We start from the raw sequence: 23,337 nt of genomic DNA, 5'->3' as shown, positions 1-23,337 counted from the left end.
GTTCATCGTATACTTTAGAAAGATATGCCCAACAGCCATAAACTACCGCTATTTTATGCTTTACTGATAGTACTGGCACTGTTTACCGCCTGTATGAAGGATAAAGGAAACTACCATTACAATACCGTCAACCGTATAAAAATTGGCGGCATCGATTCCATCTATATAGTGGATTACCAAACCCGGCTCACGATCAGACCTCAGCTGGAAATGTCAGCAAATGAGAAGGAAGATACCGCCAACTATACCTACACCTGGGTAGCCGATCATCTGGTAGGTTATACGATGAAACCATCCGTGCTGGCGAATACCAGAAATCTCGATACTATTATCTCCCTGAAGTATGGCTTTTATTACATGTATTACCGGGTCACCGATAAAAGAACCGGTGTATTCAACGATCGCTATTTTTATCTGAACGTAGGATCTCCCAGTTATGAAGGCTGGTTGCTGTTATGTGATATGGAGAATGGCAACAGCCGGCTGGATATGGTTTCCCATAAAGGTACGCTCGATACCCTATATCGTGATATCCTGGGAACGATGCATTCCGCTTTTCAGACCATCGGTAAGCCCGCTTTTGTAGCTACCCACAATTCCTATATCGGCGGTCCTGCCAATGGAACCGTAGCCATATTTCTCGGTACCAGCAAAAATGCCGTATTACTTGGATTGGATACCCTCGACTATCGGCCATCCTACGATTTAAAAAATTTCATGAGTGTGTCGGAACCCATTACAGACTGGACAGATGCCAACCTGTATTTACAATCCTATGGTGGACTGCTTTATCTGAATAAACGGATTTATCCGATGAGCTCCCAATCTGTTACCGACCCGGTAAATACACAGGACGCAGGCACTGCGCTCTTCAAGGCATCCCGTTGGGTAGGCTATAACTATAGCGGTGGTGATGCCATCATTTTTAATGAAGACAATAAAACATTTTTACGGTATCCCGGTTTTGGTACTACCTGTCTGACTTTACCAACGGGCAGTCTTTTTGATTTCAGCACCGGGATGGAACTATTGTATAGCAACTATGTGCCTTTCAATAGCGGAGAAGTATTCGCTGTGTTGAAAAATACGGCCACCAATAAACGTTATCTGGCACGTTTTACCATTGCCGGTAAACAAAACTATTTCGCAGAGATAACAGGCGATGATATTATCCATGCGGAGCAATTTGCCGTAAGCCCGGATCAGGGTTACCTGTTTTACAATGTGGGGGGCAAGGTTTATGAATATGATCCGGCACTGAAAAGTACTTTCCTCATGCAGGACTATGGCAACAGGAAAGTGACGGTAATGAAATTTCAACCTTTTGCCTCTACTTATCCGGCAGCGCTCAATGCGAAAACCTATACCACCCTCAGCAAAAAACTGCTGATATGCACGTATAGTCCGGGTAATCCGGACAATTCCGGCGCTTTTGATTTGTATACAGTACCAGACATCAATGCAGCCCTGCAATTATTTCAGTCTTACAAAGGCATGGGAAAAGTATCCGGTATTGCCTACCGGGAAAGATAGTTATTCACATAAACATCCTACAAATGAAAAAAATCAAAACCAACGTGTTGTTATTATTACTGACACTTACTACCGGGATCGCCTATGCGGCCCAGCCATATAAGGTTACCGGCCATCTGCGCCTGGCAGGTAATCCGGCATGGGCACATATTACGTATAGACTTAACAGTAAGGAAGTGCATGATTCTGCAAAGATCAGCAACGGACAGTTCGTATTGTCGGGTACGGTGGCCCAACCGGCGAAGGCTTTTATTTATATCACCTTTCCTCCTGCCAAGGGAAAAGCATCCCGGCCTTTCGGAACCGGTTTTTACCTGGAAGCAGGCAATATTAATATTGCCAATGTTGATTCTACCCGGAAGCTGGTGGTAACAGGTACCACCCTGAACGAAGAGAACCAGCAACTGGAAGATGCGCTCAGCAAGGTATCCGCCAAGCAGCAGGATACAACACAAAATACCTATGAAGCAGTCATGTTACGCCGCGACGCCATACTGGAAGCATTCATCAAAGCACATCCTGCTTCCATCATCAGTCTGAACCTGGTACGGAATGAAGTAGGCGGACTCACCGGGTTAGCGCTGAAAGAAAAACTGTTCAATACCTTGTCACCGGTGTTAAAAAATTCCGCAGATGGACAGGCGTTTACCAAACTGGTAGAACAGGCTAAACTACTGCAGGTAGGTCAGACGGCGCCAGACTTCACCGAAAAGGATACCGCCGGAGTAGCCGTTTCTTTGCATTCCTTCCGGGGTAAATATGTATTGCTGGATTTCTGGGCCAGCTGGTGTGGCCCCTGCCGGCAGGAAAACCCACACGTACTGGCTGCCTATAACAAGTATAAAGACCGGAACTTCACCGTGCTGGGCGTTTCCCTGGATAACTCCAGAACGGAGTGGATTAAGGCTATTAAAGCGGATAAGCTCCCCTGGAAACATTTGTCTTCCCTGGACCCGGAACATGCAGAAGGGGCTAAAAAATATGCGATTCAATACATCCCTCAGAACTTCCTCATCAACCCGGAAGGAAAAATCATTGCTACCAATCTGACAGGAGAGGAGCTGAATAAACTGGAGACGTTCCTGAAATAAGCATGTCTGTTGAGTTGATAGCTAAAAAGGCCGCACAGGAAAAAAGCCTGTTGCGGCTTTTTGTTGCGTAAAACCCCGTCAGTAACCTTACCGGTTATCTGAGAATACAATCGCACAGGATCCAGTCCCGGATAACCTGTTCCAATCTGCTGCGGCAGGGGATTATCAATATCGGGGCCTGGTTGTTCAGCCAATGTCTCAGCTAAGCAAGAAGATGCTATCCGATCATAATATGCGCCCTACATATTTAAATATAAATCGCACCTTCCATTACAATGATAGCCGACCCGCTCACCCAAATTCCATCGTCAACTACCTTCACGCGAATGGAGGAGGGATGTTCTACGTATTTCCCTTGCAGGATCAGATAGTCCTGGTCTTTTTTGATATATCCATACATTTCAAGATATCCGGCCAATGGTCCGGCAGCCGTACCTGTAGCCGGATCTTCATCAATGCCCATTCCAGGATTAAAAAACCGGGTTTCTACGGGGTGTTTTTCATCTGCTCCATTTGTCGTAAATAAATAACAGCCTTCAAAACCGAAATTTTCGGATATCGTTTTCAATAAAGATTTATGTGAAACAGCTTTTTGAAGTGCCGCTACATTTTTTATGGGGATCATTAAATGCGGGACTTCTGTTTGCACAATATTAACTGCCCAACCATTCAATACAAGTTCATCTATATGCAACCCTATTGCTTCAGCAATGATATCAGCAGGTACCTCCCCGATTATTTCCGCCGGTTTTTGTTTCATGGCCACGTAAGGCAATCCGTTTTCCATGGTAATATTTAGTGGTATTTTTGTGTCTTTAATCATTACCCATGGCTGTTCTCCCTGATCCCGGAAAATGTCCCATTTTTTCAATAATGCCAGACAAACCGCTCCAAGCAGGTTATGGCCGGCACCAGCAACTTCAAACTTTGCAGGTGTAAATGATCTCACTTTGAAAGCATTTTGCGTTGTTGAATAATGGACGAAAGATGTTTCCGAGTAACCAAATTCACGGGAAATATCATGATACTGTTCCATCGTCAATTCGTTTTCGATACGCACTACCGATAGCTGATTTCCCTTATATCGCTGATCTGTAAAGACATCTAACACATAGTAATCCAGTTTTTCCATTTGTTTTTTGTTATATTGATTTGAAATGATTCAAAATTAGAGCGGAATAGTTTACTTTAGTTATGGGTTAACTCCTGGTAACCGGTAACCTTTTGTTAACTATCAACCAATCAGTAAATGAAAGATCAAAAGATGCAGGAAGCCACCTGCGAACAAGAGCTAAATGCTATTCGCGACAGCCTGGAAGTATTGGGCGGAAAATGGAAGTTAAGAATCATGCGCCATCTGAATAATCATATCAACGAAACCAATACATTCAAAAAAATCCAACGGAGTGTTGAGGGTATCTCTGCTAAAATGTTGTCAAAGGAGTTACAGGATCTGGAGCTGAATCTCCTTGTTTGTCGTACAGTGTTGAATACCAAACCGATTACTGTGCAATATGCGATAACCGATTATGGTAAAAGTGTTTTTCCGGTTACAGAAAGTTTGGTCAGCTGGGGATTAAATCATCGCCAAAAGATAATACAGCAGCGTTAAACTACGCTGACTTCCTGGTGATAGCATTACCCTGCCTTGTCGTATTCCATACCTGCCCTGTATGCTGCTTATGTGGATGTGAGCCGGATGCTGGTAGCGTGTTATGCTTATACAATACTTCTGTAGTCAGTTTCCTTTTCCCTTCTCCAAATTTGGCGTATCAATGGCCGATACCATTCCAACTTATAGTTCTCCGAAAAAGAAATCATTTGAAAAATCAGAAAAAAAATTTGCGTAGCCAAATAACTACGCATATATTTGTAGTCAAATAGCTACATAATGAATCTAAGAAGAGACGTATTCCAAGCTATAGCAGACCCTACAAGGAGAGCTATATTGTTGCTGGTGGCTTCGCAAGCCATGACAGCAGGCGCTATAGCCTCCAACTTCGACACGGCCAGACCCACCGTTTCCAAACATCTCCAGATACTCACGGAATGTGAATTGCTGGAACAAAAACAAAACGGCAGGGAAATCTATTACTATATCAATGCCACCAAAATGAAAGAAGTAGCAGATTTTATTGAGCCATTCCGCAAAATGTGGGATGATAGATTTAATAAACTGGAAAGCATTATGAAAAAATATCAATCAAAAAAGTAGCCAACATGGAACTGAAAACCAAAGTCACTGCCACAGACAACAAGCAGGAATTAATCATTACCCGGGAATTTGATTTGCCGCTGGCATTACTTTTCACCGCATATATAACTCCTGAAATCATTGAGGAATGGATGGGTACAAAAGTATTGAAACTGGAGAATGAAAAGCACGGCAGTTACCATTTTGAAACAACCGATCCTAAAGGCAATAAATTTGGTTTGAATGGCGTGATCCACGAGTTTATTCCCAACCAGAAAATTACCCGCACATTCGAAATGGCCAATACATCCATGGGCGTTCAGCTCGAGTTCCTCGAATTTGAATCATTGACCGAAGATACCAGCAAACTCACGATGCACATCATATACAGATCTGCTGCACAACGGGATCAATACCTGCAAATAGGCATGGCAAAAGGCATGAACATGGCACATAACCGATTACAAAACGTCGTAAGCAAACTAAAATAACACCTCATGACCAAGCGAAACAAAATCATCTATTGGATTGCTACACTCTGGCTCTCATTAGGCATGGCATCTACCGGCATCGTGCAGTTACTCAAAATGAAATCGGAAACAGACCTGATTGCACAACTAGGTTACCCTGTTTATTTCCTGATCATACTGGGTATCTGGAAATTACTGGGCGTAATTGCGGTACTGATTCCTAAATTCCCTTTACTGAAGGAATGGGCCTATGCAGGCTTTTTCTTTGCGATGTCGGGTGCGATATTTTCGCATATAGCTGCAGGTAATCCTAATGGCATATTTCCTTCTTTATTGTTACTTGTCCTTACTGGGTTATCCTGGTATTTCAGACCGGCAGACAGAAAAACCATTTCCACGTACCAATAAGTAAACAGCATGAATCCTTCCGTCGATTTTTATTTTAAAAAAGCCGAAAAGTGGCAACAGGAACAGGAACTGTTACGGACAATTGTGCTGGACTGCCACCTGACCGAAGAATTGAAATGGGGCGTTCCCTGTTACACCTTTGGTAAAAGTAACATCGTACTCATACATGCCTTTAAAGAGTATTGTGCCATTCTGTTCCCGAAAGGCGCTTTGTTAAAGGACCCCAAGGGTATCCTTATCCAGCAAAGCGAAAACGTACAGGCGGCACGCCAGATCCGGTTCACCCGTCTTGCTGAAATAAAGAAACTGGCAGCTGCCATAAAAGCCTATATCTATGAAGCAGTAGAAGTGGAGGAAGCCGGGTTGAAAGTGGATTTCAAAGCAAAAAAAGAATTGGTATTTCCGGAAGAATTCCAACAGCAATTAGATAAAAGTGCTGATTTCAAAGCCGCTTTTGAAGCACTGACACCAGGCCGGCAAAGAGCTTACAATCTTTATTTCTCAGCTCCCAAACAATCTAAAACCCGGACATCACGGGTTGAAAAATGTATTCCGCAAATCCTGGATGGAAAGGGACTAAATGATGAATAAAAGTAACCACAGTAGCTTACCTTTATAGTATCATATTCCGGGATTACCTGGCCCGGCAACAGCCATTGCCTGGTATATTCGTACCCGTTCTTACCAACAAACAATTTTTAGTAAATGAAGCTTCCGGAAAATAATGCTGATGTAGAAAATCATTTAATTCAAATTGCCAAAGCGTATGCTACTGCAATGAACGAATTGGAAAACCAGATGATGGCTTTGCAAAAAAACGACCAGGCAGGCACAATAGATTACTTTGCCGTCTACAGAAAAGCATACGATCCCGTTTTTCAACAATATGCCACGGATAAAAGAAGGGTTTATGGCGGTAAAGCCACTTCCTATGGCTATCCTCCAAAATACGACGGCATCACAGCGGAAACGGCAGGACAGGTAAATTTCAAATCAAAACGTAAAGCGGAAGTTTATTTCAAGACAGCTAATAACTTCGATGCTGAATATCTTTTTGTTTTGCATAAAGAAGGCGATGACTGGAAAATTGACAACGTAAAATACAAATGGTATAATAACGAGAAATGGAGTTCACTGATCATGTAAGATCTAAGATGATCAGCCGTTTACTTACCTCTAATCCATGCGGATATGCTACCATTTAACATGCAACACCAGGAATTTGATCCCCCGGAAGCACTACGGGACATTATCAAATGCTTTTGGTATAACAGCGGCGAGCTGGGTACTGAGCCAACGGATTTTGAAGTATTACCCGATGGTTATGCAGAAATAATCTTTCACTTCGGAAGCGCCTGTAACATTGCTCACCAGGGCAAATGGCAGCCATTACCGTCCCCATTTATCATGGGCCTGCTCAACCAACCGGTTGTTTTAAACTCGAAAAACCGTTTGCAAATCATTGCTATCAGGTGTTACCCCTGGACGGTATTCGATTTACTGGGGCTATCATCCGGCAAAGACAGTGTACGCATATTTGAACATCCTATAGCCCGGCTTCAACCCGCATTGAACGAATTAGTGCAGGCAAATAAGATAGCGGAAGCATTGGACCTCGTAAAGCAGTTTTGTCTGCAGGCACGGTCTCATATTGCTGTAGACAGTATGCTGTTCAAAGCAGGAGTTGCCATGCGGGAAGCAAATGGTACCCTGCCGGTCAGTGAGGTGGCCGCAGCAGCCCATGCTACCATTCGTACATTGGAAAGGAACTTCAAACAATCTTCCGGCTATACCGTAAAAGACGTCTCCGGCCTGATACGTTTTGAACAGGTTCGCAACCAGTTATGGCTTCAACCGGATTCCAACCTGGCCGGCCTGGCACATGAACTGGGCTATACAGATCAATCTCACCTAAGCCGGGAGTTCAAACGCTACAGCGGTACCACACCAGCAGCCTTCGCCCGGAAAGCCCGCAAAGCGAAGCAGGCGGTGAACAGCAATTTTGTCGCATTTATACAAGACTAGCACCCGCACATACAGGAATTTTGTGTCTCAATCATGCTATATGAACACAACACCTGCATATCAATCCGTACAACCTCCTTTTACTTACGATGTAATTATTTCCGGCGCAGGCCCTGTTGGGCTGTTCCTCGCCTGCGAACTGGCGCTGGCCAACTGCTCCGTCCTGATATTGGAAAAGGTCGCGCAACCACACTCCCCTTTAAAAGAGCTCCCTTTCGGGATGCGGGGGCTTTCTACCCCTACCATTGAAACGCTTTATCGCCGTGGATTACTACAAGAACTGGATATACATAAGCGCATTAAAAAACCGCATAACATTCCTACCGAAGCACGGCAGCAGGCAGGACATTTCGCGGGTATTGTATTTTACCAGGATAATATTGATACCTCCCAATGGAAATATCGTTTACCCAGTGAGACTGCTCCTGTTTTATTGTCTGAAATGGCAGAACTGGAATCCGTACTATACTGCCGCGCAACAGCATTAGGTGTTGATATCAAACGAGGTCTCCCCGTTACGGATTTTCATCAAACTTCCGATGGCGTAACTGTTACATCCGGTGAGCAGTCTTTCTCCGGCAAATGGCTCGTAGGGTGCGATGGCAGCCGCAGTGTTATTCGCAAAGCGGGCGGTTTTGAGTTTGCCGGTACAGAACCAGAATTTACCGGTTACTCCACGCTGGTAGACATCGCAAATCCTGAGCTACTCAAACCAGGCCGAAATGTGACGCCAACAGGTATGTACCTGCAATCCCAGCCCGGCTACCTGATCATGCAGGATTTTGATGGCGGCGCATTTCATCATGCCAAAGCTCCCATCACAGCTGAACATGTACAAGCAGTATTGCGCCGTATTTCCGGCACCGACGTCACCATCAATGCCCTGCATATCGCCACTACCTGGACAGACCGGGCCCGGCAGGCTACCACCTACCAGAACGGAAGGATACTGTTAGCCGGTGATGCGGCACACATTCACGCACCATTGGGCGGCCAGGGGCTTAACCTGGGGCTCGGCGATGCTATGAACCTGGGTTGGAAACTGGCCGCTGTCATCCGGGAGCAAGCTCCCACAGACCTGCTGGACAGTTATTATACCGAACGATACCCCATTGGAGCACAGGTATTGGATTGGTCACGTGCCCAGGTCGCCATTATGCAACCGACCCCGGAAGCACGCGCAATATATGCCATTGTCCGTGACCTGATAGATACACGCGATGGCGCCACCTATGTTGCAGGACGGGTATGGGGTGTTTATACTCATTACGATTGGGGTAATGATCATCCTTTAGCAGGTCACAGCGTTCCTGATTTTGAACTGGAAGATGGTACCCGGATTGGAACGCTCCTACGCGATGGCCAGGGGATGCTCCTTGATTTTAATGCAGCGGCATCTCTCCAGACCTGGGCGGGTAAATATGCGGATCAGATAAAGTATGTTTCCGGCCCGGCAAAAAATCAGTTGGGCCTGAGTGCTGTACTGATACGCCCGGATGGGATAGTGGCCTGGGCTGCCGACGGTCATCCGGATTATAGCGCACTTCAGCAAGCGGCTGATCGGTGGTGGGTTGGTGAAGAAGGCTGACGCCTGTACGATATACCTCCTTCCGGATTAGCGACTTAATGAGCATTGGGGAGGCATTATATAAAACCCAAACGGCCTTACAGGAAACGGTAAGGTCGTTTTATAGCTGTAAATAAGCTATTAAGCAACAGGCATTCTTTTCTTAGCATACATAGCTGCAGCATTTTTCAGGTGGGAATTATCAGGCCCCTTCAATTTATAAGGACGATTAAAAGCTTCCTGAGAAACCTTAAAATAGTCTGCCAGCTTCCTGATCACTTCTTTGGAAAGCCCTTTTTTGTAATGCAAAATATCGGAAACATAACCTTTACTGATGCTAAGTATTGTTACCAGGTCTTTAGCTTTCAGGTCATGGTCCCTCATGAAAGCATGCAGCAATTGAACCGGATCTGACGCAGTAGTTAAGATATGTTCATCGTCCCATTTTTCAATGAGTAACGTGAGCAATGCTATCTCATCTTTTGTATTCCGGTCTTTAGCACCGGCAAATACAAGCTGTTCCAATGCGTCGCAGTATGCTTTATACTGACTTTTGCTGGTAATTACTTTATATTTAAGGGTTCCCATATAGTGTATATTTTAATAATTGTTTTGCTGGTATTGTTGTCCTAAATCACAAAGTGTATCATACGCTGCATGGGTACCAATCCAACAAATAAAAAGATGTACCTGTTTGTCTCCGAAAGCATATTTCCCAATCATCCTATACCGATTACCACCAATATCAAATACCACCCTATTTGAACCATTTCCTAATAAATCTGTACTGGGAAAAGTAGCCTGTATATCTGCCGGCGCATTCCAGTCTGCATATTTCAGCTTCATCACCCATTCATCAAATGCGGTCCTGCTTTGAGCATTGTGCTTTTTAAATGCGTCAATGGTTTCTTTTCTGATCAGATGAACTTTCATGACAAAGATAGTTATTTGTTCACTTTTTGTGAACTTTTTTATTATTCGGGATTAACAATATATAAATCAAACCCTTAATGGGTTTTAATGCAATCATTCTTATGATAGTATTGTAAATACGATTGGGGAGAAAGCTTTCAATCCAGGAGTGTCTTTTCTAAAAAGCACGTAGAAAATAAGTACTTTCTCCTGTTTTACCAAAATTCAATATACCTGATATCAGTCAGCAATGATAACGAATGATTCATCACTAACACTCCGCCCAAAACTCGTTCACTGCAGCAGCACTGATCGTTAGTGTATGCATATAACAGCGTATATGCTTTTCCGATGTGTCTAAACAGTATCGCTCGCCCCTTATTTTTCATGCAGGCAAATAGCCCGTTGGTACGATCTCTCCCCCCGTTTGTTCAATTCTTTTGTATAGTACGTTCCTGTAAGATAGCTTTGGGCCGCCAACATGATATCCATGCACTGGAGGCACGCCATTTCCCAACACTGGTATGGCAGCTACCTCCGTTAAATTTATTCATATGATCAACAGATGTTTATCATTCTATTCACCCGGCCGTTCAGCTCCGACCAAACTGGTGCTTAACCTCCTGTCCATTTTATGCTGGGCCGGCCCCCTCCGTGGCCAGCATATCGTAACAACGCCAGCAGCCATCACTCCTTCCGCCAGGCAGATGGCCTACCCAGTGAAAGATGGCGTAATGTTCAGCGCACTTCACACCGGTTACCCACTGGGACAGCTCTCGCTTCCAGAGCATCAGGCACCCACATTCCTGACCTTCGATCCTTCCGGAACGCGATTGCTGGCATCCGGCCAATCAGCATCCACGTATATCTATCAGCTCAACCTGCCTACCTTTCAGCAGGAGGCAAAGCTACCTTTAAGGACCGTAGCTGCCGGGTTTAATCATGCAGGTACAACTGCCTACCTGTTACAACGACAATCGTTTATAGATTCCAAACTGGTGATGTACGATACCGGCTCCTGGAAAAAACGCCGGCAGCAAACACTGACAGCTGTTTCACCCCATCTCTCCCTCAATGCCAACGATTCTCTTATCGCGTTTTCTGTGCTGGGGAAGATCAAAATCATGAATGCCCAAAGCCTGAAAATAGCACAGGTACTGTGGGAACGCGCGCCGCAAAAACTGGTGGAATTTGATCCCGTTTCCCCTACGATGTATGCCAGTACTACCACTAAAAATATTATACAGATAAGGGATCTCCGTAATGACAGCATTCTTGTCGAGATCAAGAAACACAATGCCCCCATCCAGACACTGAGTTACCGGCCCGACGGCAAATACCTCTTTAGTCTTGATAAGAAAGGTAACTTATACGTGTGGTCTCTCACTGAAAAGACATTGCTGGCCGAACGGGATCATGTACAGGGTACTCCTTACTGGGATCAGGACGGAGCACTGCGCATCGCCGATACGCCAGGAGATAGTCTTTCCGCGCCTGCTCCGCAGCAGGTGGCGCTGCAAACTATACCCGGCGGGGACCTCCATTTCCATCGCTACCAGGCGCCCATGCTGGAAGTGTTTCCTTCGCCTATCATTGGTTATTCTCCGGAAGCGGGTTTTATACTGGGGCTGGGCTTTACCGCCATCGAACAACCCATGGGAACCTCCCCTTATTACCGGCCGTCGTTACTGACGGCATCAGCGTCCCATGGTTTCGGTGGTAAGCAGTGGCTGCTGGAATTTTCCCTCAGCAAATACCTGAAAGAGCGCTGGTATATAGCAGCCGACCTGCAGTATAATATACATGCCAAGAGTTATTACTTTGGTATAGGCAAAGATGCCGGCAGGGAAAACAAACAACCTTATATCGCCGATAATTTCCTGCTCAGCGGAGGTGTGTACCGGCTGTTGGGCCAACAACTTGGGCTGGGTATTGTGTACGACATCCGGCATAACAAACGCGCCAGGTTTGAAAAGGACCTCACGAAGATACCCGCTGGCGTCGAAGGTGGCTGGACAGCCGGACTGGGTGCAGGCCTTAGACTGGATAGCCGGGATAATATACTGGCGCCTTCCAAAGGGGCATTCCTGCAACTCACCTATCTATACTACGGCCTGGCCGATGTGGGAGACTACCGGTATCATGAAATAAAAGCGGACCTCCGTAAATATTTCCCCCTGGGTAATCCTGCGAACGGCCGTCAGATAGCAGTACAGGGAGCCGCTGACATTACCTGGAATGGGCAGCCTCCATTTTATATGTTGCCATACTTTACCGCCGACAAAGCACTGCGCGGGATATACCGGAATCTTTATATCGACCGGCAGGTGGCCTTTGCGCAGGTAGAATACAGATCCCGTTTTAATGTAGCTGATCCCAGATTCGGGTACACTATATTTGCGGGGGCTGCCGACGGAGCTGCTGACTTTCTGCATGACTACCAATCCGACATAAAGGCCGTTTATGGATTAGGATTCCGCCAACAACTCTATCCTAAGAATCATCTGTTATTACGAATGGATGCGGCCTGGACAAGCAAAGGAGACTTCGGCTTCTTCGCCAGCCTGGGAGCCTCTTTTTAAGAACTGCTGAAAATATATATGCCCATGCGATTGATCCAGGGTAACTTTTCAATTCCACATAAATACAAAGTAAGATGGCTGGCCATTCTGATTTGTTATACTGCCTTTGCATCGCTGGTGTTCTGCCTTGTATTCATAACAGAAAGAGAGGCGCTTTATAAAAATTATGGCCCGCCACATATCTGGGTTATCAATATTGTACATGATATTATCAAGTGTACGATCATCTATTATTTTCTGATCTACTGGATATTTCTCCCCATCATACAAACAAAAAGGATCACCTTCCGGGTGGTCCTTCCGAAACTATTGCAGCTGATACTTTTCGCCATTGTATTGACCACCTATGAATTTTACCGGGTATTCGATATCAGAGGGGGAGTAGGCGACCGGCAACACCTCAGCAGGTATGACTATAGTTTCTGGGAATTATCTATTGGCATCATTATCCTGTTGATAAGTCTGATCGTAGCCATATTTATAGAATTAAGGGCCCGGCAGGTCCGTTTGAGGGAGATGGAAAAAGGTAAGCTAATGGCAGAACTCTCTGCCATCAAATATCAGATCAATCCTCATTTCCTATTTAATTGCCTCAATTTCATTTATACCAAATCAGTCCGGCATAATCAGGAAGTAGCACATGCGGTGAACCTGCTATCGGAGATCATGCGTTATGCCCTTGAACAGGACGACGATAAAGAAGGCGTCGTATTGCTGGTCACGGAAATGGAACACCTGAAAAATGTCATTGAGATTAACCAGATGCGTTTCAACAACAATTTAAAGATCCGCTTCACCGAAAAAATTGACAACCTGAATATTCGCATTCCGCCACTGGTACTGATCACATTGGTGGAAAACGCCTTCAAACATGGAGAACTAAACGATGAACACAACCCCCTCGATATAAAAATACAAGTAACCAAAGAAAAACTCTGGTTCTATACGCAGAATAAGAAAAAGAAAAGCGTGAAAGAATTATCCAGCGGTATTGGCCTGACGAATGTAAGACAACGGCTGCAGCTGGTATACGGCTCCAGGCACCAGTTCCAGACGATGGAAGATGACCAGTATTATGTGACCGAGTTAACTATAAATCCATAAAAGATGATCCGTTGTATTATTGTAGATGACGAGCCGCATGCCATTGAGCTATTGTCTATGCATATCGAACAAACCGGTTTCCTGGAGCTGGTAGGTACCGCCACTAGTCCGGTGAAGGCTTTGCAACTGGCATTTGAACAAAAAGTGGAGGTAGTTTTCCTGGATGTACAAATGCCGGAGATGTCAGGTATCGAGTTTATTCAATTACTGAACGGAAGATGTAAAGTGATACTGGTGACAGCTTATAAAGACTACGCCATACAAGGATTTGATCATGATGTCATTGATTATTTGCTTAAGCCCGTCACCTTCGCCCGTTTTCTTAAAAGCACCCGCAAACTGCTGGATCTGCAGAAAGATAACCATGGGCCGGACAACGACTATATTTTCGTGAACGCCCATGAAAAAGGGAAACTGCTACGCATCAATATAGCAGATATCATCTATGTGGAAGGACAAAAACAGTATGTTTGTTTTCTTACCCGTGAAGGAAACAAACATCTCTCCAGATTACCCCTCAAAGAATTGGAATCCCGGCTACCGACAGACAAATTCATCCGCGTACATAAATCTTTCGTACTCGCTGTCCAGTACATTACCATGATCCATTACAACGCGGTGTATCTGGCACATACTACCGCCGTGATCCCCATAGGATCCAGCTACCGGGAGGCTTTTATGAACAGGATGAAAGATAAGATCTATTAGTTGCATTGTCAGGAGTAGCAAGCCTCCCGCATCTTTTATCAAATGGTCAGATAAATTATTCTTTATCCATGATACTTTCGTTGCTTTAAACAAGTTCCTCACTTTTTTGTTTTACACAGCAGATATCTTCAAATGAAAATCCTGCTGACAGGCGCCACTGGCTATATTGGACAAAGACTTCTTCCGGTTTTACTGGAAAACGGACATGAAATAATCTGCTGTGTTCGTGATAAGACACGGTTTAATGCAGACAAATACCTTCCCTATCAGGTAAAGGTGATCACCGTAAATTTTTCAGATAAAACATCGCTTGAAAATATTCCCGTGGATATTGATGTGGCTTACTACCTGCTACATTCCATGGCCGCCGCCGGTAATTTTTCTGCCATGGAAGAAACGGCTGCCTTGCATTTCCGGGAGCGGTTGCAACAAACGAAAGTACAACAGGTCATTTATCTCGGCGGTATTATCAATGAAACAAATCTGTCGGCACATCTGCAATCACGGAAAAATGTAGAACACATTTTAGCTGCGGCCACTTTCCCCTTAACTACTTTACGGGCTGGTATCATAGTCGGTTCCGGCAGCACCTCCTTCGAAATCATGCGTGGTCTCGTAGAGAAATTACCAGTCATGTTTGTGCCACGCTGGGTATATACTACGTGTCAGCCAATTGCGATTCGAAATGTAGTAGAATTACTACAAGGTGTATTATTGTTACCAACTACCTATCAGCAATGCTATGATATAGGCGGCACCGATATCCTTACCTACAAAGAAATGCTATTGCGTCTGGCAGCGGTGCGTGGCTTACGCCGCAAGATATGGGTAGTACCCCTGCTAACGCTCCGTTATTCCTCCTGGTGGGTGTATCTGCTTACGGCCGCCTCATTCCCGCTGGCACTAAATCTGGCCAGGAGTATGACCACCGACATGATATGCCGGCCCAATTCATTAGCAGCGATGCTGGGAGTAAAATTACTTTCCTATGATACCGCGCTATCACTGGCATTCGACAAAATTGCGCAAAACCAGGTATTGTCGAGCTGGCAGGATACAATGACCAGTCCGGTACCCGATAAAAGTATCCCATATTACAGAGAGGTACCGCTGGAAGGATGTTTTAAAGATGTAAGAAAAATACAGGTAACAAACATACCGCAAACGACTGAACGAATATGGGCCATCGGCGGCCGTAATGGCTGGTACTACGCTAACTGGCTATGGACCTTACGGGGATTCATCGATAAACTGGCAGGAGGAGTAGGTATGCGAAGAGCAAGCACCACCCATACTACGCTTGCTGCTGGCGATGTGCTGGATTGCTGGCGGGTTATTTTTGCAGATAAAGCAAATAAACAACTACTCCTGTATGCTGAAATGAAGCTACCGGGCGAGGCATGGCTATCTTTTGAAATCACCGGTCAGCAACTGACCCAGACAGCTGTTTTCAGGCCCCGGGGCATTACCGGTAGACTGTACTGGTATGCCATGTGGCCCTTTCATGCTTTTATTTTCCCTGGCATGATTCGTCGTATCGGACGACAGAAACGGGCGGTCACGGTGTAGCATACACGCCAGATAATGCTGCTGAAAAATTGCAGTAAAAATTCCGCCTTTATTTTGAACTAGGGCAAAAGTGGTTATTTTTGTCTTTGTTTTAAAAAAAGCCATTCATGAAAAGACCAGTAAGATTAATACTTTTTTTACTATTGCCACTTGTCAGCTTTGGCCAGAAAATAGTTACACCCGGAAGCCCCGATATTAATACCTCCCGTCTGAAATCCGGCAAATCATTGTACACAATATATTATGTAAAAGGGGAAACCTGGACTAAAAAGGGAACCTATACGAACGATTTAACCATATTGGGGAATGAGCTAAAACTTATAGTCGACTTCAAAGACGAAAAGGATAAATGGTTTAGAAAAAGAACTTCTGTCGCTGAAACCAAAACCCTCAATCCTGTGAGTTATAAGTCCGAAAGCCTCAAGAACTCATTGGATCTGAATTTCGGTAATCCGATTACCGGTAAATATCATAATCTGAGTGGTGGTAAGGATAAACAAATATCAATAAAACCAGCCGGAAAATTTGTGGATTTTAACGTATCTGAAATGTTATTTACCACATTACCACTGGATGTAGGCTATAAGGCAATTGTACCGGAATTCTACTATGGCGACAGCCCGGACAGCGTATTATCTAATTACATTATAAAAGAGGTAAAAAGCTACATACAACGTTCTCCTAAAACCGGTAGTCACGAAAGCTGGCTGGTGAGTGTATTGGAAGAATCATCCGGCGCCTACTACACCTACATCATAGATAAAAAAGATCACCGGATATGGCAAAGAGAAATGCCCGTAGGTGGTGGCGTAACAGAAATCTGTGTAAATGAAGAACTGGATTATCAGCCGATAGAAAGCAGGTTTAACAAAGAAGAAAATTTACAAAAAATACAGAATGGGAATAGCGTCATTACTGGTACTGCATTTGCAAGAGATCACCGCAAAGGAGGTATAGCCGTGGTGAATATCAACAGAGCCCAATATGCCCCCAGAGGAACGGTTGTAGTGATTATGCCCAATTCCGACTATATCGAAGAGTGGAAAGAAGTGAATAAAAAAATAAGGAAACGGGGGAAGCTGCCTGAAGTACCTATCGATCCTAATGTGGCCGCCTGTGCTAAGAAAACAACCGTGTATGATGACAAAGGACATTTCGAATTCACGAATTTAATGCCAGGTGAATATCTGCTGTTTACCTCTTTTGGATATACACACCGCTACTCTTACGAATATCATGCAGGCACCTCGTATCTGATGCATCCGAGCGGAGCCGTATTATCATCCAATCCCGTTTATAAATCTGCCAGCGCCTCTTCCGGAGCCACTGCTGAAATAGAATTAAAGGTTACTATCCGGAAGGATGGTGATAAGGTAGATGTAAATCTGAAAGATGTGCGTTGATAGCCGTAGCTCATACAACTGTTGTCAGTGTTTCCTAACATAGGTTTGACATAGGTTGATCTCCCGATATTTTATTCAACTAAAAAAGCGCTTTTGAGTATCACAACTTGAAAGCGCTTTTTTATCGGGGATACGCGACAAATCCCTAATGCTTTATTACAGTGGCGATACAACAATGCGCCTTAATCCAGTAAATTAATACAAACTTAATAGCATATTATGTAGCACCTAAAATCTAACCGATAATTTTGGCCTGACCAAAGGCGCAAAAATAGTGGCAACCAGTAATACTACATATTCCCGATCACCCGTGACCACTCAACATGAGGAGCCCGTCACGTTCGATCAGGTCTATACCCACCATTGGAAGCCGTTGTACCGGACTGCTTTCCGCATCTTAAAGGACGAACAGGCAGCCGAAGACATCATACAAGACACCTTCGTTCGCCTTTGGGAAAACTGGGACACCATCTTACATATCAATATTAAAGGGTGGCTGTTCACCACCTCATACCGCCTGGTACTCAAAAAACTGAAACAGCTACAGGCAAACGAAAGCATTGAGCATGCGAATTTCCCCGAACCGCTTGCCGGAGAAGCAGATGAACCGATAAGAACAAGACAACTACAGCTACAGGTGGAAGGCTGCGTAGATAACCTGCCCGAACAGTGTCGCAGGGTATACCTCCTGAGCAAACGGGAAGAATTTCCCATCAAGCGCATTGCTGAAGAGCTTTGCATTTCTCCCAAGACAGTAGAGTACCACGTTTCTACAGCACTCAGGCGCATACGCCTGGCTATCAGCAAAGCGCCGCTCTTCCTGCTGTTCATTTTTCTGTAATCTTTTCTATAGCGATGCTAGCTATCCATTCAACGGCTGTAGGTCTTCTATCTTTTAGGTAATAGGATGATCCTCCTTTCTAAACAGGTAATTTTTATTTCCTGCAAATCTGTGTGCTAGAACTTTTTTAAAAAAAAGTTACCCTACCGACCTAGGGATACCCCCTGTTTTTGGATTGTATATATAGAGGGCAGGTACAATCCCGCAACAAAAGACATTAAAAGATGGATAATGATATATTCAGAAAACTATTGCAGCAACAGGCCGATGGACACCAACTAAGTCCTGAAGAAGAAGCACAGCTCAGGCAGGCATACGATCAGCTGCTGCAGGAAGAATTGGCGGCAACAGCTGAAGATCCATCACTGGGTCCGGACGAGCAACGTGGTATTGCCATGCGCCAGCGGATAGACCAAAGTATAGCAGACCGTCATACAAAGCGTCTCCGCTTTCATCCTATCAGGCGTATTGCCGCTGCGGCCATCCTGGTGGGCATGACCCTGTTAGCCGGCACCTATTGGTTCCGGACAGGTAAACCAGGCAACAACGAGCAGCTTGTGCAACAGGAAGATATTTTACCCGGCGCGCACAAGGCTCGCCTGACATTGGCAGATGGCTCGGCCATTTCCCTTAATGATGCTAAGCACGGCACCATAGCCACACAGGGCGGTGTACGTATCGAAAAAGATGCGGAGGGCAATATCCGTTATAATGCAGACAAAAAGCCCACAGCATTGTCTTCGGCCATCAATACCATTACTACACCCAATGGAGGACAATACCGGGTAACCTTACCGGATAACTCAATAGCGATACTCAATGCAGCATCCTCGCTGAGTTATCCCGTACAATTTTCAGATAAGGAACGCCGGGTAAAGATGACGGGCGAGGTTTATTTTGAAATAGAAAAAATGCCCATGCCGGGTGGAAAAGGCAACGTTCCTTTTTTTGTGGAAACAGCCGGACAGGAAGTACAGGTGTTGGGTACACATTTCGATATCAATGCCTATGGCAATGAAACAGCTATCAGGACAACCCTGGTGGAAGGCAGTGTAAAAGTAAGATCAAACGACGGCCAGTCCGCATTATTGAAGCCAGGCCAACAAGCCGTATTGGCCAAACAACTGAATGTGCAACAGGCAGACATCCAGCAACAGTTGGCGTGGGTAAACGGCGATTTTGTTTTTCGGGGAGAAACACTCGAAAACATACTGCGACAGGTGGAACGTTGGTATGATATAGAAGTGGAATATCCACCGCACATCGGCAAGATGCGCTTCAATGGTATGGTGTCCCGCTCACAGCCATTATCCGCTATCATCAGGATGATACAGTCTACTAAAAAAGCTACCGTAACCGTTAAAAAAAGGAGGTTTATCGTGACTGATTGATACCAATCAAACGACGGATACTGTAATCCTGTATAAAACAACGGAAGGCTTTAAATAAAAATAGCCAAAGGTGGTGGAACACCTCTGGCCGGATTGTTAAAGCTTACCAAGGACATTGCGACAACAATAATCATCGATACCATTTAACATTAACGAAAGTATGAATTTTTCTCAATGCATGCGTGCTATGAAGATCACCGTGTTATTACTTACCTGCTTTTTGCTGCATGTCCACGCCCATACCTTTGCCCAGCGCATTAGTATGAACAGGCAGCACAGTACTATTCATGCCGTACTGGAAGATATCAGGAAACAGGCGAAGTATGACTTTTTCTATGATATGGACCTGTTCAACAGGGCAAAACCTGTGAGCATACAGGTGAGGGAAGCAACCGTAGAACAGGTGCTTAATATCATCTTTAAGGGACAACCATACAGCTATACCATCGACAACAAGATGGTGGTCATCACCAAAGCCGATGCTGCAGTAAACACTGCCCCGCAGGTCATCCGCCAGCAGTCCGGCCGTATCGGAGGTAAAGTACTCGACGACCGGGGCGGGGCACTGCCCGGCGCATCTGTAAAGATTGTGCAGAGCAACCAGGCGGTACAAAGCGGTATAGACGGCAGCTACAGCTTCAGCATTGCACCAGGCAGTTATACCGTGGAGGTTAGTTACATCTCTTTCCAGACCAGGCGTATTACGCAGGTAGCAGTGAAAGCAGGTCAGTTGACCAGCCTCAACATCGTGTTGGTTCCATCCACCCGGACACTCGGCCAGGTGGTCGTTACAGGCAGCTATAAAAAAGAGAGCGTAGCAGGACTATATGCCGCACAGAAGAATGCAGCCTCCGTCACTGATGGTATCTCCGCCGAACAGATCTCCCGCACGCCAGACAATGATATGGGGCAGGTATTAAAGCGGGTAACAGGTTTGACTACCGTGAACAACCGGAGTGTGGTGGTACGTGGTATGTCGGATCGCTATAACCAGGCAATGCTGGATGGCGTAGTGATTCCAAGTACCTCTCAAAACAGACGGGATTTTTCTTTTGATATCATCCCGACCGAAATGGTGAGTACCGTGGTAGTCAATAAGACAGCTACACCAGATGTATCTGCTGAATTTTCAGGCGGCCAGGTGTCGGTGAATACAATTGATATTCCTGAAAAGAATTTCACCACCATTCAATATGGCATTGGTGGTAATGCACAAGCCATTGGCAAAGACTTCTATCGTTTAGGCAAGCGGCAAACCAGTGAGTATTTCGGCTTTTTTGATAAATCATCCAAGATGCCTGATGGCATAAAAACCTGGCAGTGGAATAATCGGTCATCGCAATTAGATGCGCCTCCAGGTTATAATTTAACGGATCCGGAATTGAATGGAACGCCACTAAATCCAATGGAATCAGGGGATGCTGTAAAATACAATGATCTGGATGCCATTGCTCAATCCAAAAGGCTCAATAGCGATGCCATGCGTCAATACAGGTATAAGGTTTCTCCCAATCAGAATATGCGTTTCTCTATTGGACGTACCTATGATCTGAAAAATAACAAACGTTTTGGTTTTGCAGCAGCTGCCAATTTCAGAAATGAACAAAATATCGTGACTTTTAATAACGTGAGAGGTTCCATCAAAGGCGGTTATCTGGATAGTACAGGTCTCGGCGACAATGGCGCAGGTACATCCTATCGGTTTAATAGCAGCGGTGGATTGGTCGCCAACATGGGATTGCAGGGTAACGGTTTTAAGATTGCCTTGAAGAATATGTATGCCCGTACTTACAGCGACAATTATAATGAATCGATTCAGAAAGCGCATGACGACTCCAATCCAATAGCCAGTAAATTGGTTTATCAATTACCGGAGGCCATGTCTTTGCAGCAGCATCAATTGATTGGTAGCTATCAACTGCCCTGGAAGATAAAAGCCGAAGGAATGTTTACCATCAATAAAATCCGCCAGGAGATTCTGGATGAGCGTAAGCTCTCTTATCGATTGACCGCCATCATTGGGGATAAGCCTTATTTTCAGACACCTGGTTTAATGACGCATAGCAATGCTTCCGTTAAAGCGGCCCTCAATGACTGGCGCATGTGGACACGTATCAATGAAACGGATTACAATTGGAGCGCAGCATTTTCACGCAAATTCGGAGAAGAAAAATCAGTGTCCACACTGGTAAAATTTGGATATCAGGCCTGGTCAAAAAAGAGATCTTTGGATTTGTACAAAATGGCTCCCTGGACAAGATCCTGGACCGTCGGCACCACCAATCAATTAGCTCCTCCGATAGAAATAAATTATGATCAGTTGTTATCGTCCGAAAATATCGGCAACGGTAATGGCCAGGCCTATTACTACGCAGATGCGCTGGGAGGGCGGTTCTATAATGGCGAGATGTCATCACACGCTTTATATCTCATGGCCGATCAAAAACTCTGGAATAACCTTCGACTCGTATATGGTGTTCGTGCCGAATATTTTGGTTTAAACTCGAAGCAGGAAGAAGTATATAAACGACGCTACAACAAAGAACCAGACCCCAATGATCAACTAAGACATATGTTTGGGGTCAAGGAAAATAACTGGCGCTTCCTGCCTTCCATTAATGTCACCTATAGTTTAACGCCACAATTTAATATCAGGGGGAGTTATTCAAAAACCGTCATACGTCCCGATTTCAGGGAAGTTGGGATGTTTGGGATGTATGATTTTGAATTAGACGGTTATGTTTATGGTGAGCATGTTCAATCTACATTGATCGACAATATAGATATGCGACTGGAATGGTATCCATCACCCGGTGAGATTATTTCAATAACGGGATATTATAAAAAATTAGATAACCCAATCGAGTTGGTGCATTCCGGCGGTTCCGATTATACGTTTGCCAATATGGAGAATGCAAAAAATTTAGGTCTGGAACTGGAAATCCGAAAAGATTTCACCTTTTTATCCAATCGGGATTGGGCTAAAAACCTATTTATACACGCTAACGGAACGCTACTTAAATCTAAGGTCAATGTATTAAGTCAATGGCAATGGATCAATAACCCTGAAACACAGGTAGCTGAACGTGTTCAGACCCGCTACCCCAATCAGGACAGACCATTGATAGGCCAATCGCCCTGGTTATTGAATGTAGGGCTTGGATATTGGGGAGACTATTTTGGCGCCACTGTCAGCTACAATCACCGTGGCCCCCGGACAAATCTGGCAAACGTCAATATGAACCGGGTCGAATATGAATTGGCGCCGAAACAATTGGACGCACAGTTTTATGCCCGGTTTTTTAAGAAGAAGGTGGAAGTCAAGTTCAATCTGGCAAATCTCCTGGATGATTGGACGCGCTACTATATGAATGTCCATGATTATAAAAGTGATGATACCAAGTTCTATGTATTAGAACCAGGCAAATCTGTTAAGTATCGTAAAGCAGATGGCGATATTATCACCTATCGTAAAAAAGAGGGTCGAAGATTCAGCCTGAGTGTTAGTTATAATTTTTAATCACCACTTGCTACATCGT

At 44.8% G+C, this 23,337-nt stretch carries 21 protein-coding genes; 18 read left to right on the top strand and 3 right to left on the bottom strand.

The features are described from left to right. The first annotated feature begins 24 nt into the window (after positions 1-24). Together OL444_RS06220 and OL444_RS06215 are read left to right on the top strand one after the other, a co-directional pair. Positions 25-1,533: a PKD-like family lipoprotein gene (locus OL444_RS06220; protein WP_264734092.1), complete on the top strand. Its 1,509-nt coding sequence runs from the start codon at positions 25-27 to the stop codon at positions 1,531-1,533. A 23-nt stretch (positions 1,534-1,556) separates the two neighbouring features. Next, positions 1,557-2,624, top strand: a complete 1,068-nt coding sequence (locus tag OL444_RS06215) for a TlpA disulfide reductase family protein (protein WP_264734093.1) — start codon at positions 1,557-1,559, stop codon at positions 2,622-2,624. Between the two features lie 247 nt (positions 2,625-2,871). On the opposite strand, the gene OL444_RS06210 is transcribed toward OL444_RS06215, so the two are convergent. Further along, the gene (locus OL444_RS06210; RefSeq protein ID WP_264734094.1) at positions 2,872-3,756 is read right to left on the bottom strand and encodes a PhzF family phenazine biosynthesis protein; all 885 of its coding nucleotides are present in this window, start codon (positions 3,754-3,756) and stop codon (positions 2,872-2,874) included. A 117-nt stretch (positions 3,757-3,873) separates the two neighbouring features. Between OL444_RS06210 and OL444_RS06205 the strand changes: the two genes are divergently transcribed. The 8 genes from OL444_RS06205 to OL444_RS06170 all read left to right on the top strand — a co-directional run bounded on the left by OL444_RS06205 (position 3,874) and on the right by OL444_RS06170 (position 9,309). Continuing rightward, positions 3,874-4,236, top strand: a complete 363-nt coding sequence (locus OL444_RS06205) for a winged helix-turn-helix transcriptional regulator (protein WP_264734095.1) — start codon at positions 3,874-3,876, stop codon at positions 4,234-4,236. A gap of 279 nt (positions 4,237-4,515) precedes the next feature. Then, positions 4,516-4,839 carry an ArsR/SmtB family transcription factor gene (locus tag OL444_RS06200; RefSeq protein ID WP_264734096.1) on the top strand — a complete coding sequence of 108 codons (324 nt, stop codon included), beginning with the start codon at positions 4,516-4,518 and terminating at the stop codon, positions 4,837-4,839. Positions 4,840-4,844: 5 nt separating this feature from the next. Beyond that, complete coding sequence (locus tag OL444_RS06195) at positions 4,845-5,309, top strand: SRPBCC family protein (RefSeq protein WP_264734097.1); 465 nt, start codon at positions 4,845-4,847, stop codon at positions 5,307-5,309. Positions 5,310-5,315: 6 nt separating this feature from the next. Next, positions 5,316-5,696, top strand: coding sequence for a DoxX family protein (locus OL444_RS06190; RefSeq protein WP_264734098.1), 381 nt, complete (start codon positions 5,316-5,318; stop codon positions 5,694-5,696). Positions 5,697-5,705: 9 nt separating this feature from the next. Continuing rightward, positions 5,706-6,287 (top strand): YdeI/OmpD-associated family protein, encoded by a 582-nt coding sequence (locus OL444_RS06185; protein WP_264734099.1) that lies wholly within the window; start codon positions 5,706-5,708, stop codon positions 6,285-6,287. A 114-nt stretch (positions 6,288-6,401) separates the two neighbouring features. Next, positions 6,402-6,842 (top strand): NTF2 fold immunity protein, encoded by a 441-nt coding sequence (locus tag OL444_RS06180; RefSeq protein ID WP_264734100.1) that lies wholly within the window; start codon positions 6,402-6,404, stop codon positions 6,840-6,842. A 45-nt stretch (positions 6,843-6,887) separates the two neighbouring features. Then, the gene (locus OL444_RS06175; protein ID WP_264734101.1) at positions 6,888-7,721 is read left to right on the top strand and encodes a helix-turn-helix domain-containing protein; all 834 of its coding nucleotides are present in this window, start codon (positions 6,888-6,890) and stop codon (positions 7,719-7,721) included. Positions 7,722-7,761: 40 nt separating this feature from the next. Then, a complete protein-coding gene (locus OL444_RS06170; protein ID WP_264734102.1) occupies positions 7,762-9,309 on the top strand; it encodes an FAD-dependent monooxygenase in 1,548 nt (515 codons plus the stop codon). A 120-nt stretch (positions 9,310-9,429) separates the two neighbouring features. Here the strand turns inward: OL444_RS06170 and OL444_RS06165 are convergent, their stop codons facing one another. Together OL444_RS06165 and OL444_RS06160 are read right to left on the bottom strand one after the other, a co-directional pair. Further along, positions 9,430-9,876, bottom strand: a complete 447-nt coding sequence (locus OL444_RS06165) for a helix-turn-helix domain-containing protein (protein WP_264734103.1) — start codon at positions 9,874-9,876, stop codon at positions 9,430-9,432. Positions 9,877-9,888: 12 nt separating this feature from the next. Continuing rightward, a complete protein-coding gene (locus tag OL444_RS06160) occupies positions 9,889-10,221 on the bottom strand; it encodes a type II toxin-antitoxin system HigB family toxin (RefSeq protein WP_264734104.1) in 333 nt (110 codons plus the stop codon). 533 nt (positions 10,222-10,754) lie between these two features. Between OL444_RS06160 and OL444_RS06155 the strand changes: the two genes are divergently transcribed. From OL444_RS06155 to OL444_RS06120, 8 genes are all read left to right on the top strand, one after another. Further along, complete coding sequence (locus OL444_RS06155; RefSeq protein ID WP_264734105.1) at positions 10,755-12,782, top strand: hypothetical protein; 2,028 nt, start codon at positions 10,755-10,757, stop codon at positions 12,780-12,782. 24 nt (positions 12,783-12,806) lie between these two features. After that, positions 12,807-13,886 carry a sensor histidine kinase gene (locus tag OL444_RS06150; protein WP_264734106.1) on the top strand — a complete coding sequence of 360 codons (1,080 nt, stop codon included), beginning with the start codon at positions 12,807-12,809 and terminating at the stop codon, positions 13,884-13,886. Between the two features lie 3 nt (positions 13,887-13,889). Then, complete coding sequence (locus OL444_RS06145; RefSeq protein WP_264734107.1) at positions 13,890-14,594, top strand: LytR/AlgR family response regulator transcription factor; 705 nt, start codon at positions 13,890-13,892, stop codon at positions 14,592-14,594. Positions 14,595-14,726: 132 nt separating this feature from the next. After that, the gene (locus OL444_RS06140; protein ID WP_264734108.1) at positions 14,727-16,163 is read left to right on the top strand and encodes an SDR family oxidoreductase; all 1,437 of its coding nucleotides are present in this window, start codon (positions 14,727-14,729) and stop codon (positions 16,161-16,163) included. Positions 16,164-16,270: 107 nt separating this feature from the next. After that, positions 16,271-17,566: a DUF3108 domain-containing protein gene (locus OL444_RS06135; RefSeq protein ID WP_264734109.1), complete on the top strand. Its 1,296-nt coding sequence runs from the start codon at positions 16,271-16,273 to the stop codon at positions 17,564-17,566. A 310-nt stretch (positions 17,567-17,876) separates the two neighbouring features. Beyond that, positions 17,877-18,407, top strand: coding sequence for an RNA polymerase sigma factor (locus tag OL444_RS06130; RefSeq protein WP_264734110.1), 531 nt, complete (start codon positions 17,877-17,879; stop codon positions 18,405-18,407). Positions 18,408-18,631: 224 nt separating this feature from the next. Further along, positions 18,632-19,798 (top strand): FecR family protein, encoded by a 1,167-nt coding sequence (locus OL444_RS06125; RefSeq protein WP_264734111.1) that lies wholly within the window; start codon positions 18,632-18,634, stop codon positions 19,796-19,798. Between the two features lie 187 nt (positions 19,799-19,985). Beyond that, complete coding sequence (locus OL444_RS06120; RefSeq protein WP_264734112.1) at positions 19,986-23,318, top strand: TonB-dependent receptor domain-containing protein; 3,333 nt, start codon at positions 19,986-19,988, stop codon at positions 23,316-23,318. The last annotated feature ends 19 nt before the right edge of the window (positions 23,319-23,337 follow it).

Origin of the sequence: Chitinophaga nivalis, assembly GCF_025989125.1 — a bacterium.
Classification (GTDB): Bacteria; Bacteroidota; Bacteroidia; order Chitinophagales; family Chitinophagaceae; genus Chitinophaga; species Chitinophaga nivalis.
The sequence above is the reverse complement of the archived record's forward strand: the minus strand, read 5'-3'. Positions and strand labels throughout refer to the sequence as shown.